Source organism: Roseibium aquae (genome assembly GCF_008711285.1).
Lineage (GTDB): Bacteria > Pseudomonadota > Alphaproteobacteria > Rhizobiales > Stappiaceae > Roseibium > Roseibium aquae.
Genome location: NZ_VXDC01000004.1, coordinates 131442 through 148178 on the forward strand (window position 1 = coordinate 131442; position 16737 = coordinate 148178).

Genomic DNA, 16737 nt, shown 5'->3' on the forward strand with positions numbered 1-16737 from the left:
TGGCCAGTTGCTCAAAAAACGGTGTGGGACAGGATCGCATTGATCCGGGCCATGATCCGGGCCTTGCCGCGATCGGACTTCAGAACCGCGACCGGCCCCTTGCCGGCGACCACGCACACAAGGTCTTCTTCCCGGCTAGTGGCATCCGCAATCGTCATAAGGGTGGCAAACACGTTGGACGTATCGCTTTCTCCTGATGGGGTCCCCGGCAGTCCTTCTGCCGGTGCGAGCCAGACTTCCTCCAATCGCAAGCCGCGAAGCTCCAATCCGCTTTGCGTCCTGTCGAGATAGGCTTGATAAACGCTTTCGGGCACCCCTCCGGCGGAGGCTGTCTGCATCAGCCATTTACGGCTTTCAGCCAGGATCCGGTCGGCCAGCCGGCGGCGCTTTCCGGCCCGGATCAGGACCCTCATCCGGGCCTTCAGGTTTTCGGCTGTGATGCCTTGCGGAAGAACATCGGTCGCACCCGCCTCCACCAAGGCATGCGCCTCACCTTGCCCGGAACTAAAGACGAGGACGGGAAGCGTCGCAAAGCGCGCATCGAACCGAAGTTGCCGCAAGGTCTCCAGAGCGTCGGGCAATCCGCCGTCCAGAATGACCGCGTCGAATGCCCGTTGTTTGAGATAGTCTTCCGCAAGGCGTTGATCGAACGCGCCGACCACATCGACCTTGTCTTCCGCCGTGGCTTCCAATTCCAAAAAGCGGTGTCCGACGCCGATCACCAGAAGCCCGCTCGGCCCGCTATGGTGCGGGGCCGGCGCCGATCCCGCCAGGCGGCCGAACACAAGCCGCCGGACCCGGGCCTCCTCGAAACGCAAGAGATTGCGTTGCAGTGCGCAGACCCGCTCGAAGACATGTTGCGGTGCCATACCGAAATGGATGACTGCGTCGGCCCGTGGTCGCTCCGGAACCACATCTTCCGGTCCAATGAAGAGGATCAAAGGCACTTCGCAAGCAAGACCGGATACCAGAGCGTCGAGCCACTGGAAAAACGCGCTCTGCTCTGTCGTCGTGCCGAGCAGGGTCGGTGTAACCGCTATGGCGGATGGAAGCGCCCCGGAGGGATGCGATCCTGCCTGAAAATGCGTCAGAAGATCCTCATCGGTACGAAGCCCGGGAATTGCCCCGGACAATTCCGCTGGCCGGAAGCCCGCATACCAAAGCGGGCCGTGCCACATCAATGAGGGATCTGCGTCCATATCGGCTGCGTCGGTCCTCAAGCAACTGCGGCAGGCAGGCGCTGTGCCCGCATGCTCAACCGCTCCCGGTCCGGGCTTCCGTTTTCCAGCGCCGGCAGCGCCTGGAGAATGAGAACACGGTGCGGCATCTTGGCAAGATCGACCCCTTCTGCATCCAGATAGGCGAAGAATGCACGCACATCCGGCACCGTGCCATGGGCCGGAACAAGGGCAGCGTGTAGCCGCGCGCCGAGGGTCGGTTCGTCAACCAGGAAGGCGGCCGCCTCCCGGATGCCAGGAAAGCCGGAATAGATTTCGTCGATCACCCTGAGATCCCCGGTCGCCACGGCATATCGCCCGGGTATTCCAAACCCGGCGAGACCGCCCGGGATCGGTTGAACCTGAATGCCGGTGTTCAGATAGCCGTCGGCATCGGGCTGCTTTTTCCGGTTCGGCAAAGTCGGCCAGCCGACTTCGCCAACCATGGCACCCTTGACGAGGAGTTGCGGTTGGGTCTCCGGAAGGTCTGTCCCGGTAATGTCGATTTCCAGTAGGGTTGGCCTGCTCTCACACCCGTTCGGCCCGCTATGCTTTCCCAGCGCGGTGGCCTGTATTCTCGCGGACGGGCCGCGGGCCTTGGCGACGAGTGCGTACTCGTCCGCCAGATGCAGATCGACGATCGAATGCCGGGGAACGAACGCGGCCGGTTCAGGCGCGGCGATGTTCCATGCGGCCACGATCGTCGCTGTGTTGGAGGTCAGCCCCTTGTCCATCAGCTGGACGAGGGGCCCGGGCGTCAGAACCAGATCCGCGTTCACCGCATTGGCGTGTTTGGTCAAACCTGAAAGCGATGTGGGGTGATGGAGATGGAGCGTGCCGCCGGTCAGCAGCCAGGGAACGATCCCGGCCCCAAGACCCGTCAATCCGCTGAGCGAATAGGGAACGAGCACGGACGGGGCCTCGGGAAGGGAAACTGCGCCAAGAATATGCGATGCGGCGGCAATCCAGTGATTGTGACAGCGGGTGACTGGCACCGTCTCTTCCCCGGACCGGCTCCAGCAGATGGTGGCCGTGCGGTCTGCCGAGCTCTCGAGCGGGCTGTCGGGCAGATCGTCTCCCATCTCGGCGATGACCGGCCCGAGCTCAATCAATCCGTCCGGAATATCCTTTCCGAGCCCGAAAACGAACCGCAAGCCGAACAGTTCGGCGGCTATGTCGCGCGCCGAGGTGGCCACCTGCCGGGTTTCGATCCGGTCGGCGGCGATCAACCCCTTTGCGCCAACACCGTTGAGAGCGTCGAGGACATTTTTCTGGCGCCAATGCTGCGGCAGCGGCGACACGATCAAGCCCGCGCGCAAGGCGCCGAGCAACGCAAGAACGGTCTCGACCGTATTGGGGGCCTGAATGCCGATCACGTGATCGGGCCCGAGACCGATGGCGGCGAAAAACGCGGCCAGACGCCGGATATCCAGCTCGGCCTCCGCATAGGTCATCTGGCGCGGCGCTCCCCCGGTCCAGTTGACCCTGTCCGGTGCGTCAACGATCGCGACCCGGTCCGGATAGGCGGCTGCCGTATCCCGGAACAGGCCATCCAGGCTCTTGTCTCCCCATGCGCCCGTGGCGTGATAGGCGGCGATAAGCGTGTCAGGCGTCGTTTTCATCGTCTCGGTCCATTGGCCCGGTCATTTGGCCCGGTCATTTGGAAGGCGCGTCTTTCGACCACCAGGTGTCGAACTGGTGACCGTAGAGCGAATGGGATTGCGGCGGCACGACCGTTGTCCAGTGACCGAGCCAGTCATCGGGTATGTGGAACAGCGGCACGGCGTAGGCGCCGGAAATCAGCACCCTGTCCAGGGCGCGCACGGCGGAAACGAATTCGTCGTCAGTTCGCGATCCGACCAGCGCATCGATCAATGAATCGATCGCGGGATTGCGCGCGCCAACGAAATTGAACGTTCCAGGTGCGTCGGCCGCCTCCGAGGACCATCGGCCATATTGCTCGGCCCCAGGGGACAGGGAGGCGGTCCAGGTATTGAACACCATGTCGAATTCGCGCTTCGTGCGCCGATCCTCGAATTGCGAGGGATCCACGGTGCGGGCGGCGACGGAGATACCGATCAGTTCCAGGGTCCGGATATAGGCGAGGGCAAGTTTTTCCTCGTCTTCGTTCTTGGTCAGGATCTCGAACGCCATTTGCTGGCCGGTGTCGGCATCAACCAGGCGCCGGCCGTCGAGCGTGAAGCCGGCCTCTTTCAGCAATGCCAGGGCCGCCCGCAGGACGCCGCGGTCACGGCCGGATCCGTCGCCCTCGGCCGGACGCCAGGTCCCGGCCATAACCTCTGGCAGAACAGCATCTGGATGGTCCGCAAGGAGCGCCAGTTCCCTCTCCATGGCCGGGCGTCCGATGGACGACAGGACGGAGTTGTCCCAATACCCTGCGGTCCGCTTCACAAGGCCGAAATAGAGGTTCCGGTTCACCCACTCGAAATCGAACACCATCGACAGCGCCCGGCGGACCCTGACATCGGAGAAGATGTCCCGGCGCGTGTTGAAGGCGATGCCCCGGACATTCGGCGGTACCTGAAGCGGTATCGCCAATTGTGTCACGCGGCCGTCCTGGGCTGCGGGAAAGTCGAAACCTTGTGACCAGCGCACCGGATCGCGAAACTGAAGAGCGTCGATCAACCCCTTTCGGAAAGCTTCCTGAAGCGTCGTCTCATCGCGAAAATAGTCGATCCGGATCTCATCGAAATTGTCGAAACCCGCCTTGATCGGCAAATCCTTCGCCCAATAATCCGGGTTCCGTTCATAGACGACCCGCCGGCCCGGATCGACTTCCTTGAACATGTAGGGGCCGGACCCGACCGGCGGCGTCAAGGTTGACTTGTCGAACGCGTCCCGGTCCGTATGCGCCTTCGAAAAGATCGGTGCGAGGGACACCAGAAGAGGAAGTTCCCGGTTGTCACCGTTCTTGAAGGTGATTTTCAGCCGGTTCTCGCCGGTAACGTCCATCCGGCTGATTTCACTGTACCAGTTGCGGAAGGGCGGGCGCCCCTTGTCGCGCATGAGTTCCAGCGAGAAGATCACATCGTCCACACCCAAACGGCTGCCATCGGAAAACCGGGCCGCAGGGTTCAGCTCGTACTCGATCCAGTCGCGGCTATCGGGCATGCGGACCCTTTCGGCGATCAGACCATAAAGCGTGAACGGCTCGGCATAGGAGCGTGCGAGCAGGCTTTCGAAGATATTGTTGCCGAACTGCCGTTCGCGCATGCCGCGGGCGGACGTCCACCCGCCCTGAATGATGAAGGGATTGAGACTGTCGAACGTGCCCTGGACGCCAAGCTTCAGGACGCCGCCTTTGGGCGCTTTTGGATTGGCATAGGGCAGGGCGGTGAAATCGGCTGGAAGCGCCGGTTCGCCGTGCATAGCGATCGCGTGCGTCCAAGGCACGGCGTTTTCCGCATCGGCATGTGTTGAGGCGGCAAACGCGGGGGCGGCAGGCGGGAGGAGCTGCAGGACCAGAACGAGGCCGCCCAGAACGAGGCTGCCCAGAACTAGGCTGCCCAGAACTAGGCTGCCCAGGGCAAGCCCGCCTTTGGCGCTCGCATGCGCAAACGCCATTACCCCCGCAAGGTGGGACCTGAATTGGCCCGTTGATTGACCCCTGATTTGGCCAATGACCTGGAATAAACGCATGGCAACCCGGCGTGAGGTTTGATTCTGTGCTACAAGCCTACCACAGACGGCGAGGGTGAGAGCGCCCGGCGCGCGCATTTCGCGGGATATGCAAAACTCTTCTTGAAACGTGCGTTGCATATTCGTCACCCTCTGGCCGCAATTCACACAATACACTGAGAGTTGAGGGTTCTGGGCGTCTGCGGCCTTGAAGTCGGTTTCCGGATGCAGCAGAACAGCGCAATGTCAGCGGTCGCGTGATTGAGGGTGTTTCAAATGCTGAAAGTTTTCACCAGAGGATTGATGGGCTGCGCTCTTGGGGCGCTGGCGATCTCCTCGGCGGTTAGCGGTGCACATGCCCAGGAGCAGGAGTCGCCGTGGGTCAAGGTCTGCAACCAGGATCCCCAGGCCAACAAGCAGGTTTGCCTGATCACTCAGGAATTGCGCACGAACACCGGTCAGTTTCTGAGCTCGGTTGCAATTCGCGAAATCGAGGGCGAAGCGCGCAAGACGTTGTTGATCGCCGTGCCGACAGGGATGCTGATCCAGCCGGGCTTGCGGGTGCAGGTCGACAGCGGCCAGCCAGCCCAGGCCAAATATGGCATCTGTTTCCCCAATGCCTGTTATTCGGAGCTGGTGATCGAGGATTCGTTCATCCAGTCCATGAAACAGGGGGGCAAGCTTATTGTGACCGCCTTGAACCAGCAGGCGAAGGCGGTTCCGCTCGAATTGACCCTGATCGGCTTCACCAAGGTCTATGACGGCGAGCCGATGGATGTCGCGGAACTGGAACAGAAGCAGCAGCAGCTTCAGTCCGAACTCCAGCGCCGGGCCGATGAAGCCCGCCAGAAGCTCATCGACGCTCAAAAAGAAAGCCAGTAGGCTCTTCTATAGGGTGCGACATGCAGGGCCGAAGCCGGCGGGCCATCCGCCGGCACTTTCGCTTGGACGGATGCTTGACCTATCGAATGGGTAGGTTGGGCTGCGGATACGGCCATGGGTCTTCCCGATATCAGTCCTCGACATCGTGGATGTCCGGAGCAGGAGCTGATCGCTCAGTTTCGCCTACCGACCGGTAGCCAACCGGTGTTTTGCCCCGGAAAGACCGTTCAGTCCGGCTTATGAAAACTTCAAGTCGGCAGCAATCAACACCACCGCCCGTTCCGTCGGTGTAATTTCACGCCAAACCGCATCCGGCGGCAAGTCAAGCCTAATGCATGTCGACGCTGCGCGGCAGGTAAGAGCCGTCCGACTGCTCCTCGAAGATCTCGTCGACCTGCGGATGGCGAATGGGTTCGCCCGTCATGTCGGGAACGAGGTTTTGCTCGCTGACATAAGCGACATATTCTGTCTCTTCATTTTCCGCCAGCAGATGGTAAAAAGGCTGGTCACGGACCGGCCGGACATCTTCCGGGATCGCCTCCCACCATTCCTCGGTGTTGGAAAAGGTGGGATCGACATCGAAAATGACGCCCCGGAAAGGATATATCCGGTGCCGTACGACCTGACCGATACTAAATTTTGCCGTACGCATGGTCTGACTTCCGTTCAACGCTTCCTCGCCCACATACCGTGCTCTCCGCAGGCTTGCAAGTTTTCCAATCTCCCCCAACATCCCCAGTCTAGCAAGCGACCGTCTAAAGACCGTAAACTTGCGCGAGATCCGGGTCCTTGGAGGCAACTTGGGTTGCAAGATCGACAATCACCTTGGCCTGTTTCCAGGTCGCATCGTCCTGCATCTTCCCATCGATCATCACCGCGCCCGTGCCGTCGGGCATCGCCTCCAGGATCTTCAGCGCGAACGCAACCTCTTGCGGGTCCGGGCTGAACACGCGTTTCGCGATGTCGATCTGGCTCGGATGCAAGGACCATGCGCCCAGACAGCCCATCAGGAAAGCGTTCCGGAACTGGCTCTCGCAGGCCTGCGGGTCCGAGAAGTCACCGAACGGGCCGTAAAACGGCTTCAGGCCGTACGATAGGCAGGCATCGACCATCTTGGCCACGGTGTAGTGCCACAGGTCCTGCTGATGAGCGGTGCGCTGCTGGCCTTCCGCAGGGTCGCTGAGAACCATGTAGTGCGGATGCCCACCGCCCACGCGGGTCGTTTTCATGCCGCGCGAGGCGGCAAGATCGGCCGGGCCAAGGCTCATGCCGTGCATGCGCGGCGAGGCCGCAGCGATTGCCTCCACATTCTTGACGCCTTCCGCCGTTTCCAGGATAGCGTGGATCTGGATCGGCCGGGCGATCGCGTGTTTCGCCTCGAGTTGGGCCAACAGCTGGTCGAGATAGTGGATATCCCAAGGGCCCTCCACCTTGGGAAGCATGATGACATCCAGCTTGTGTCCCACAGCGGGGACGATCTCCAGAATATCCTCAAGGAACCAGGGGCTGTTGAGGCAGTTCACCCGGGTCCACAACCCGGTTTCGCCGAATTCCGTATCCTTGGCCATCGCGATGAAGCCGCGGCGCGCGGCCTCCTTGGCATCGGAGGGGATGGCATCCTCCAGATTGCCGAGAATGACATCCACCTTCGCCACCAGATCCGGCACTTTCGCGCGCATCTTTTCCAAATGCGGGGGCACGAAATGGATCATGCGTTCAAGCCGGACCGGATTCTCGCGGAACGGCGCGGGCGCGCCGATGGCGAGCGGCAAATAAAAGGAACGGGGGCTTTTCATTGAGGCACCTGGATTGTGGACTTCGACAACACTGGCCTCAAGCTATAGCGGCTGGTGTGCGGTGCAACCATTCCCCGAAAGGCGAAGGAGCGGTTCACCCGTTCGCCTTCGCCCATTTGCGGTGGATCCACATCCATTGTTCGGGGTGCTCGCGGATCCAATCCTCGAAGATCGCATGGATGTCCGCGGTGCCTTTCTCGATATCCGCCTGCCGGTCGTGTGTGACGGGAACCTGGTATCCGCGCCCCTCGATCTTGAAGGTTGAACCGGATTTGCGCACGGTCCGGCCGAGGATGATCGGAACGCCGCAGCTGCGGGCGAGCGACACGGGCACGGGATTGGCAAAAGCGGGGCGTCCGAAAAACGGAACCTTCAAGCCTCTGGTTTCGCGCAAATCGCCCATGATCGCAACGACGCCGCCCTTTCTCAGGATGCTGATCAGCTTGCGGGCGGTCTGATGTCCCTTGGAATGCAGGCCGCCGGCATAAAGGCTGTGGCGCATGTCGCGGAGCATTTCGTCGGCGATCGGGTTCTTCAGGGCTTGATACACCCCCGCGATCTCAACGCCGTTTGCGGCCGCCGGCTGGACGCACAATTCCCAGTTTCCGGTGTGCAAAGACACGAAAATCGCGCCCGTTTCACCGTTCAACACCCGCCGGGTGGCTTCGTCGGCAACCGGCTCGAAGCGTTTTCCGTCCTTGAGCAGACGGTCGATGAAGAATGTTTCGGCCGCGACCCGCCCCAGATTGTCCCACATGCCCCGTGCGATTGTCTCGCGCTCTGTGCCGGTCAGCTCTGGATAGGCCGTTTCGAGATGGGCCAGGGCCCGCTTGTGGCGGTGGGTGAAGGGCGCGATGGTGCGCCACAAGAACCCCATGATCGACGCGGCCAAATCGACAGGGATCAGACGGAACAAGCCGACGGCGAGCCGCAGAGCGATCGCTTCCATGCGGTGGAGAAGACGGGTCGGGAGGGACACGGCGGATGTCCTGGACATCGAAATCGAGCTCGGCGGGTGGCCCGGGCGCCGGAGGCCGCGCGGGCGAGACATTTTGAAGAGGCGTACCGCAACGGAGCCTCGCTAGATTGACCGGCATGGTCTGACGGGTTACGCGTCAGTACCCAAGCTCCTGCCGGGATGCAAGCGTTGGAGGACGAGCCGCTGGTTCTCCACACCGTTGGCCCGGCCAAAGGCTTCCGTCGGACCCGTTCATGCAAGACGTCATTTCGCTCGCTTTTCCCTTTTTCGGACTGATTTTCTTGGGGTTTCTCGCAGGAAAAATCGCCAAGCTGCCGGAGAGCGGTTTGGCCTGGATGAATTTCTTCATCATTTATGTCGCCCTTCCGGCGTTGTTTTTCCGCCTTTTGTCGCAAACACCGATCGAGGAACTGACGAACCTTGCCTATATCGCGGCGACAACCTTCGCCACCTATTGCGTGTTCGCGATCGCCTTCTGCATCGGGGTTTTGGCGACCCGCGGCAGCATTCCCGAATCCACGATCCTCGGGATCGCTGGCGCCTATTCGAATGTCGGCTATATGGGACCGGGCCTGACGCTGGCGGTGCTGGGGCCGGAGGCCACCGTTCCGACCGCCTTGATTCTGTGTTTTGACAACATGCTCATCTTCATCCTCGCGCCGTTGATGATGACCATGGCCGGCACCGAAAAGGAACGATTGTCGCGGACCCTTGGCCGGATCGCCTGGCGGGTGCTGAGCCATCCCTTCATTCTGGCAACGATTGCCGGTGTCACGGCAGCCGCGTTGAAGGTCCAGCCGCCGCAGGCGATTGATACGATGCTGGAGTATCTGAGCAACGCGGCCGCGCCGAGCGCCTTGTTCGCCATGGGGGTGGGGGTTGCGCTTCGGCCGGCCGGCCGGTTTCCGATCGAATTGCCAGCGGTCCTCGTGGTGAAGCTCCTCGTCCATCCGGTTCTGATCTATCTGTTGTTGCTGTGGATCGGCGGCATCGACCCGATCTGGGTGGCCACAGCGGTGCTGATGGCCTGTCTGCCGCCGGCGACCAACGTCTTCGTGATCGCGCAGCAATACAATGTCTATGTTCAGCGCGCGTCCAGCTTCGTTCTGATCGGAACAGTCGTCTCCGTCGTGACGGTGACTGGCTTCATATGGGCGATATCCAGTGGATTTCTGCGCCTGTCATGATGCGTGTCAGGGGCGCTGATGGGCAAGGGGAGGAGGACGGATTGCAGCCGCTTGAGGGTTTGACGGTTCTGGATTTCACAACCTTGCTGCCCGGCCCGCTGGCCAGCTTGATGCTGGCGGAAGCGGGGGCGAGGGTGATCAAGGTGGAGCGGCCCGGGGGCGAGGACATGCGCCGCTTTCCTCCCTTCGTCGATGGACAATCCGTGCTGTTCGCGCAACTCAATGCCGGCAAGCAGATCGTCACCCTCGATCTCAAGACATCCGAGGACCGGAGAAGGCTGGACCTGCTGATTGCCGGCGCTGATGTTCTGCTGGAACAGTTCCGGCCGGGTGTCATGGCCCGGCTGGGTTTAGACTATGAAACTCTCAGCGCTCGCCAGCCGGGCCTGATCTACTGTTCGATCAGCGGGTATGGCCAGACCGGGCCGCGCGCCGGCGCCGCCGGCCACGATCTGAACTACCAGGCGCTGACCGGACTGCTCGCGCAATCTTGCGGTACAGCGGCTCACCCGGCGCTTCCCCCGGCGCAGATCGCAGATATCGGCGGCGGATCGTTTCCCGCCGTGATGAACATCTTGCTTGCCGTGCTGCAACGGCAGAAGACGGGCAGGGGATGTCATTTGGACGTTGCCATGAGCGACGCCATGTTCACCTTTGGCCTGTTCGCGCAGGCGCAGAGAATTGCCCGGGTTCCGGTCGATGAACACGGGACCGGTCTTTTGACCGGAGGCTCACCGCGTTATCGGCTATACCCCGCCTCAGATGACCGCCAGATCGCCGTCGCAGCCCTGGAAGACAAATTCTGGTGGGCCTTTTGCGATGTGATCGGCCTGCCTGACGCTTTGCGTGACGATCGAAAGGATCCCGGTGCGACGGCTGCGGCCGTTGCCGGGATCATCGCATCCCGTTCGTCGGACGACTGGGGGCCCATGCTGGAGGCGGCCGATTGCTGTGTGTGCGTGGTCCGGCAGGTCCACGAGGCGCGCGCGGATCCGCATTTCGTGGACCGCTGGCTTTTCTCGCGTACGATCTCACCAGGGGATACGGCGATGGAGCAGATTGTGCTGCCGGTCGATCGGGCGTTCCGCGGATGAGGCCGCCCGTCCGGCCTGCAAGCGCGAGCCGAGGGAACGTTGGCCTTTTGCCGGAGGCCGGCCGGCTTTTGGGCAACAGGATCCCGGTCGCGGATGTCACGCCCGGCCGCTGACCTGCCGCAAATCGCCGCGGCGCAGGCCCGGCGCCATACCTTCGCGCATTAAAATCCTGCGCAGGAACGGTACCTTGTCGGCCATGTAGAGACCCGCGCTTCGCGCCAGCTGGAACGGCAGCAGATCGCTCAGCAGCGACCGGTTCAGCGCGTCCACCGCGCTTGTCCGCGTCAGAATATCGGCGCGGCGCTTGCGTTCGTAGGCTTCCAGAACCTCGCCTCCGCCGACATCGCGCCCGGCCCGCCGGGCCTTCGCGGCCATGTCCACAAGCGTCGCCACATCGCGCATGGACAGGTTCAGCCCCTGTGCTCCGATGGGTGGAAAGACATGGGCCGTTTCGCCGATCAGGGCGACCCGGGTGCCAGCGAGGGACCGGGCATTTAGGCCCGAAAGCGGATACATCTGCCGCCGCGTGGCGATGGTGAACTTGCCGAGGATGGAATGGGCCCGGCGCTCCAGTTCAAGGGCGAGGTCGCCGTCGGACATCTCCCCGAGCCGAAGCGCGCCTTCCGCCGTTTCCACGCACACCAGCGAGGAACGCTTGCCCGGAAGCGGGACCAGGGTGAACGGGCCGGTCTTGCGATGGAATTCGGTGGAGATGTCATGATGCGGGCGCTCGTGCTCCAGGTTGAGCACCATCGCGACTTGCGGGTAGGACCAGGTGCGCACCTCGATGCCCGCCGCCTCCCGCAGCTTGGAATTTCGTCCATCGGCCGCCACCGCCAAACGCGCCGTGACATGACCGCCTTGATCGGTGGAAATCTCAACACCATCGGCGGAAAAAGCGAATCCCGCCGCATGTCCGGTCACGACGGTCAGGTTGTCCGTGTTTTCCGCCCGGTCGGCCAGAGCGCCGTTCAGGTCCGCGTTGCCGATGTTGTAGCCAAATGCTTCTAGGCCCAGTTCGGTGCTGTCGAAGGTGACTTCCGGTGCCCGGAACAGCCGGCCCGTATCGTCGATCATCCGCATCCGGGCCAGGGGGGCGGCCTTTTCTTTGAGGTCAGCCCAGACCCCAAGCTTGTCAAGCAAGCTGATCGAATCCTGCAACAGGGCCGTTGTCCGTCCATCCGTCCGGTTGACTTCGGGCGCGATCAGGGCGGTGGACAAGCCTTCATAGGCAAACAACAGGGCGGCGGTCAGCCCGGACGGACCTCCGCCAACGACAACGACGTCATGATCCGGCAATGTGGGCGTATCTGCGTTCATTTGGCTATCCATTGAGTTGACCCGCCCTCCGAGAATGGGGCGAAAGATCCGAATGGCAATGCCCGGCATCTTTGCGAAAAGGGGCCGTTTGCCGCAGTCTGGTACTGCGACTGCCGGAAACCTCCATGAGAAATATCAAAGCCCTAGTGGTGGGAACAAGGTAATTTGCGCTGATAGTCGGGATTCCGAGGTCTGCTGAATGAGTAAAATGGGGTTTGCGGAAGCGCAAAACGGGCGTCCATCCGAAACACGCGGACCGCGCCATGGGGCGAGGGACGGGACCTGGCTTGCTGTTCTGGTCTGCATTTTGGGGCTGACATTTGCCGGCTGGGCCTATCTTGGGGCCATGGTCGCCGACATGGTGCCCGTGATGGATATGACCGATGCCGGCCCGGGCATGGTGATCTTCAACGCGTTCAACCAATTTGCCGGCTTGCCGCCGGAAGCACGGGCCGCGCTCGCGGCCATTTGTCTGCCGACCTCGGCCGCCACGTTCGGAATGCCCTCCGGTCTGTGGACCGCATTCGATCTCCTGAAGGTGTTCATGATGTGGCTGATGATGGCGCTGGCGATGATGCTGCCCGGCGCCATTCCCATGCTGCGGGCCTATCATCGCCGTGCCGCCGTGAGGGGTCGGCCAAGCGCCGTTTCCACAGGGGCGGTGGCGCTCGGGTATCTCGGCGTGTGGACCGGCTACGCGGTGGTGGCGACCGGCCTTCAATGGGGTCTCACCATGATCGGGGCACTCGACCAGATGATGGCTCCGGCGCATATGTCCTTGGCGGCCTGCGTCCTGTTGCTGGCCGGGGCCTACCAGTTTACCGCGGCCAAGCAGGCCTGCCTTGAGCGCTGCTGGTATCCGCGCTGGAACTTTATCAACCTGACAACGGATCAGCGAACCCTGCGCCTCGATTTCAAGGAGGGCTTGGCCCAGGGGCTTGTCTGTCTTGGATGTTGCTGGGCGGTGATGACAGTGATGTTCGCAGTCGGGCTGATGAATGTGATCTGGATCGCGGTGCTGGGCATTTTGATGGCCGCGGAGAAAGCATTTCCGACCAAATGGCTCGCGCCGGCGATCGGCGCCTTGATGCTCGGTTGGGGCGGCGCCCTGGTTCTTTTGATTGTCCAGCCGTAAACGGCTTCGACCGGACCCCTGATCCTCTTTCTACAACAATTGACCGCAACGCCCTGTTCTTTGCGTCACAAAAATGAAATGCTGCCCGTGAGGTCGTTTGGCGCGCACGGGAACACCCTGCACTTGCGCAACCTGCCTGCAGCCAGGCGGACGGGCTCAAGACTATCAGCCTTAATGGATGCACCGTGACCGATATCACCCCGGAGAAAGACCGCCGCGAACCGGCCCTGTTCCTGATCCATCTTCTGACAGCATCCGGTGCGCCGATCGCACTGATTGCCCTGCTGGCCGGATCCAGGGGGAATTGGGGCGAGATGTTCGCATGGCTGGGGCTCGCTCTTGTCGTCGACGGGATCGATGGTCCGCTGGCGCGGCGTTTCAGGATTGCGGAGCGCTTGCCGCGATGGTCCGGGGCGTCACTGGATTTCGTGATCGACTACGCGACCTACGTGTTCCTGCCCGCATTTGCCTTGTCCGCAAGCGGCATGCTCGACCAGCCCTGGAACTGGATCTGCGGGGGGCTGATCGTGTTCACTGGAGCGCTTTATTTCGCCGATAATGGAATGAAGACCCCCGACGGATCCTTCAAGGGCTTCCCCGCCGGCTGGAACATGGTTGTGTTCGGACTTCTGGTCCTGTCCCCATCCCAAACCTTCACCATCGTCTTTGTCGGCCTGTGCTGCGTTCTCACCTTCATGCCGGTCCGGTTCGTGCATCCTGTCCGCGTGAAACGGTGGCGGACGGTGACGTTACCGGTCACGTTCGTTTGGCTCGGGCTGGCAGCCTATGCCGTCGGCAACGGGATGGTACTGCCCGATGCCCTGGAGGCCTTCTTTGTGGCCACGAGCCTTTACCTGTTTTCCGTGTCGGCGGTGCACCAGCTTCTTGAGCGTTACGGTTAGACCGACCGCCGGCAAGGCGCAGCCGACGTTTTCCCGGATGCTTCGCGCTTGGTGAGCAGACCGATATTTTTGGGCCGCGCCCCTTCTTGCCCTCTCCGGGTCCGGCTCCTAAGGTCTCGCCCTGATCCCGGCCGGCATCGTGCCAACTGGGTATAGTTTTGGTCAAGGAGAGGCAATTCATGACCCATGCCATTCGCGTGCATCAAACCGGCGGTCCGGAGGTCCTGACCTGGGAAGAGATAGAGGTCGGGGAACCCGGTGCCGGCGAGGCGCGGATCAGACATACCGCGATCGGTCTGAATTTTATCGACACCTATTTCCGTTCAGGCCTCTATCCGGCGCCGAACGGCTTGCCGTTGATTCCCGGAAACGAGGGTTCGGGCGTTGTGGAAGCCGTGGGGGAGGGCGTGGACCATATCAAGGCCGGGGACCGGGTGGCCTATGTGGGTCCTCTGGGCGCCTATGCGCAGGAGCGGGTTTTGCCGGCGGACCGTCTCGTCAAGGTCCCGGACGGTATTGATGACAAGACCGCCGCGGGCATGATGCTGAAAGGAATGACCGCGCAATATCTTCTCCGGCGGACTTATCCGGTGACCGGCGAAACCGTTCTGCTGTTTCATGCGGCCGCCGGCGGTGTCGGTCTGATTGCCGGACAATGGGCGGCGCATCTGGGTGCGACAGTGATCGGCACGGTCGGGTCGGAGGAAAAGGCGGCTTTGGCCAAGGCAAATGGCTATACCCATGTCATCAACTACCGGACCGAGAATTTTGTCGAGCGGGTGAAGGAGATCACCAACGGCCGCTTGTGCGATGTCGTCTATGATTCGGTCGGCAAGGACACCTATCCCGGCAGCCTGGATTGTCTTAGACCGCGTGGCCTTTGGGTGAGCTTTGGCCAGTCATCCGGCCCGATCACCGATTTCAATCTGGCGCTTCTCGGCCCCAAGGGGTCGCTTTTCGCCACGCGGCCGACCCTGTTCAATCACATCGCCTCGCGCTCGGATCTCGAGATGACAGCGGGAGATCTGTTCGACGTGGTCGCCTCCGGCAAGGTCCGGATCGATATGAACCAGGAATACAAGCTGTCGGATGCCCGTACCGCCCACGCCGATCTCGAAGGGCGCAAGACGACCGGCACCACGGTTTTTCTCCCCGAATGAGCCAGCGCGGCACTGTCACGGGTCCTGAGCGGGCGCGTAATCTTTATGCGCCCGCCATGCGTTACTTCGCGATGGTGGCGGAATGCGGCTCGATCCGCGCCGCCTCCCGGGCTTTGAATGTCGCGTCTTCCGCCGTGAACCGGCAAATCCTCTGGCTGGAGGATGCCTTGGGCTTGCAACTGTTCGAAAGGGTTGGGCGGCGGCTTCGGCTGTCTCAAGCCGGGGAGGTTTTGCTCGCCCATGTCCGGCGGACCTATTCCGACTTCGATGGAACGATGGCGGAACTGGATGCGTTGAAAGGACTGCGGCGGGGCACCGTCAATGTGGCGACGGTCGAAAGCGTATCCGAACTGTTGCTGCCCTCCGTTGTCGGCAGCTTCCGGAAGTCTTTCCCGGGCATCTACCTGAAGGTTGTTGTAACGTCATCCCTAGAGGCGGCACGCCTCGTGGAGGCGGGCGAGGCGGATGTCGGTTTCACCTTCGATCCGCCCGAGACGTCCGCCCTCACCGTGGCCTTTCATCAGGATCTGGTGATCGGCGCGCTGATGGCACCCAATCACCCCTTGTCGGTGCGCGACACGCTCACTCTTGCGGACTGCCTGAAATATCCGGTGGTCCTGCCGGCCGAAGGCCTTTCCCTTCGCACCCGCATCGATGCCGTGCGCCGGACGATCCCCGGCGCATCGAAAACCTATGTGGAATCCAATTCGCTGAAATTCATGCGCGCGCTCGCCCGTCAGGAGCATGTGATCGGTTTCCAGACACGGATCGGCATGGAACAGGATATCGCGGACGGACGTCTGGTTTTCCGGCCGCTCACGGACCATCCGCTCCAGAACGACCGGCTCTGCGTGGTGACATCCTCCCTGCGGGCTCTGGCTCTGGCCCCTGGCATGTTTTTCAATCATGCGGTGGCCGCTTTGAAGGATCATCTTCCTTCCCTTGATGCCGAAAAGGCATCATAACGAGCGCAAATGAGCGCTATGGTAGCGCGACAATTTGCGGCACCTTTTCATGACAGTTCTGTGGCGGGCCGTGAGCGCACGGCCGGTCTTGAGGGAGTAGGACCAAGATGGGGCGTTTGACGACGCATGTACTGGACACGGCGCTGGGGTGTCCAGCGGAAGGCTTGACCATCGAGCTGTGGTCGGTGGACGGCGATCCCGTTCATCTTGCGACCCATGTCACAAATGCCGACGGCCGGATCGATGGGCCGATCCTTGATGGCGATGCGTTCGATGTCGGCCAGTATGAACTGCGGTTCCATGCCGGCGATTATTTGAAAACCTCCGGACAGACATTGCCCGATCCCCTGTTTCTCGACATCATTCCGATCCGGTTCGGCATTGCGGAGGCCGGTGGCCACTATCATGTGCCGCTTCTGCTCTCGCCGTTTGGCTATTCCACCTATCGCGGGAGCTGAGGA

Annotated in this window: 15 protein-coding genes; 8 read left to right on the forward strand and 7 right to left on the reverse strand. The window is 61.8% G+C overall.

What is annotated here, in order from left to right; genetic code table 11:
• Positions 1–11 precede the first annotated feature (11 nt).
• Genes F0184_RS07810 through F0184_RS07820 form a run of 3 tightly spaced genes read right to left on the reverse strand, consistent with a single transcriptional unit; the run spans position 12 to position 4802 of the window.
• Positions 12–1199 (reverse strand): response regulator, encoded by a 1188-nt coding sequence (locus F0184_RS07810; RefSeq protein ID WP_150495618.1) that lies wholly within the window; start codon positions 1197–1199, stop codon positions 12–14.
• A gap of 17 nt (positions 1200–1216) precedes the next feature.
• A complete protein-coding gene (locus F0184_RS07815) occupies positions 1217–2839 on the reverse strand; it encodes an AMP-binding protein (RefSeq protein WP_150495619.1) in 1623 nt (540 codons plus the stop codon).
• 34 nt (positions 2840–2873) lie between these two features.
• Positions 2874–4802, reverse strand: coding sequence for an extracellular solute-binding protein (locus F0184_RS07820; protein WP_150495620.1), 1929 nt, complete (start codon positions 4800–4802; stop codon positions 2874–2876).
• A gap of 330 nt (positions 4803–5132) precedes the next feature.
• On the opposite strand from F0184_RS07820, the gene F0184_RS07825 reads away from it, so the two are divergent.
• Positions 5133–5738 (forward strand): invasion associated locus B family protein, encoded by a 606-nt coding sequence (locus F0184_RS07825; protein ID WP_150495621.1) that lies wholly within the window; start codon positions 5133–5135, stop codon positions 5736–5738.
• A 328-nt stretch (positions 5739–6066) separates the two neighbouring features.
• Here F0184_RS07825 and hspQ read toward each other — a convergent pair whose 3' ends face one another.
• The 3 genes from hspQ to F0184_RS07840 form a co-directional block, all read right to left on the reverse strand.
• Positions 6067–6390 carry a heat shock protein HspQ gene (gene hspQ, locus F0184_RS07830; protein WP_150495622.1) on the reverse strand — a complete coding sequence of 108 codons (324 nt, stop codon included), beginning with the start codon at positions 6388–6390 and terminating at the stop codon, positions 6067–6069.
• Between the two features lie 103 nt (positions 6391–6493).
• Entirely contained in the window at positions 6494–7534 is a 1041-nt protein-coding gene (locus F0184_RS07835) for an HpcH/HpaI aldolase/citrate lyase family protein (RefSeq protein ID WP_150495623.1), read from the reverse strand.
• A gap of 94 nt (positions 7535–7628) precedes the next feature.
• Positions 7629–8513: a lysophospholipid acyltransferase family protein gene (locus tag F0184_RS07840; RefSeq protein ID WP_208998377.1), complete on the reverse strand. Its 885-nt coding sequence runs from the start codon at positions 8511–8513 to the stop codon at positions 7629–7631.
• Positions 8514–8746: 233 nt separating this feature from the next.
• On the opposite strand from F0184_RS07840, the gene F0184_RS07845 reads away from it, so the two are divergent.
• Positions 8747–9700, forward strand: coding sequence for an AEC family transporter (locus tag F0184_RS07845; RefSeq protein ID WP_150495625.1), 954 nt, complete (start codon positions 8747–8749; stop codon positions 9698–9700).
• 41 nt (positions 9701–9741) lie between these two features.
• Positions 9742–10794 (forward strand): CaiB/BaiF CoA transferase family protein, encoded by a 1053-nt coding sequence (locus tag F0184_RS07850; protein WP_206668316.1) that lies wholly within the window; start codon positions 9742–9744, stop codon positions 10792–10794.
• A 96-nt stretch (positions 10795–10890) separates the two neighbouring features.
• On the opposite strand, the gene F0184_RS07855 is transcribed toward F0184_RS07850, so the two are convergent.
• Positions 10891–12114 (reverse strand): UbiH/UbiF family hydroxylase, encoded by a 1224-nt coding sequence (locus F0184_RS07855; protein WP_150495627.1) that lies wholly within the window; start codon positions 12112–12114, stop codon positions 10891–10893.
• 199 nt (positions 12115–12313) lie between these two features.
• Between F0184_RS07855 and F0184_RS07860 the strand changes: the two genes are divergently transcribed.
• From F0184_RS07860 to uraH, 5 genes are all read left to right on the forward strand, one after another.
• On the forward strand, positions 12314–13249 hold the full coding sequence (locus F0184_RS07860; RefSeq protein ID WP_208998378.1) for a DUF2182 domain-containing protein: 936 nt from the start codon (positions 12314–12316) through the stop codon (positions 13247–13249).
• A 185-nt stretch (positions 13250–13434) separates the two neighbouring features.
• On the forward strand, positions 13435–14151 hold the full coding sequence (locus F0184_RS07865) for a CDP-alcohol phosphatidyltransferase family protein (RefSeq protein ID WP_150495628.1): 717 nt from the start codon (positions 13435–13437) through the stop codon (positions 14149–14151).
• Between the two features lie 179 nt (positions 14152–14330).
• Positions 14331–15311 carry a quinone oxidoreductase family protein gene (locus F0184_RS07870; protein WP_150495629.1) on the forward strand — a complete coding sequence of 327 codons (981 nt, stop codon included), beginning with the start codon at positions 14331–14333 and terminating at the stop codon, positions 15309–15311.
• Between the two features lie 56 nt (positions 15312–15367).
• Positions 15368–16276: a LysR family transcriptional regulator gene (locus F0184_RS07875; RefSeq protein ID WP_208998379.1), complete on the forward strand. Its 909-nt coding sequence runs from the start codon at positions 15368–15370 to the stop codon at positions 16274–16276.
• Positions 16277–16383: 107 nt separating this feature from the next.
• Positions 16384–16734, forward strand: a complete 351-nt coding sequence (gene uraH / locus F0184_RS07880; RefSeq protein WP_150495631.1) for a hydroxyisourate hydrolase — start codon at positions 16384–16386, stop codon at positions 16732–16734.
• Positions 16735–16737 lie beyond the last annotated feature (3 nt).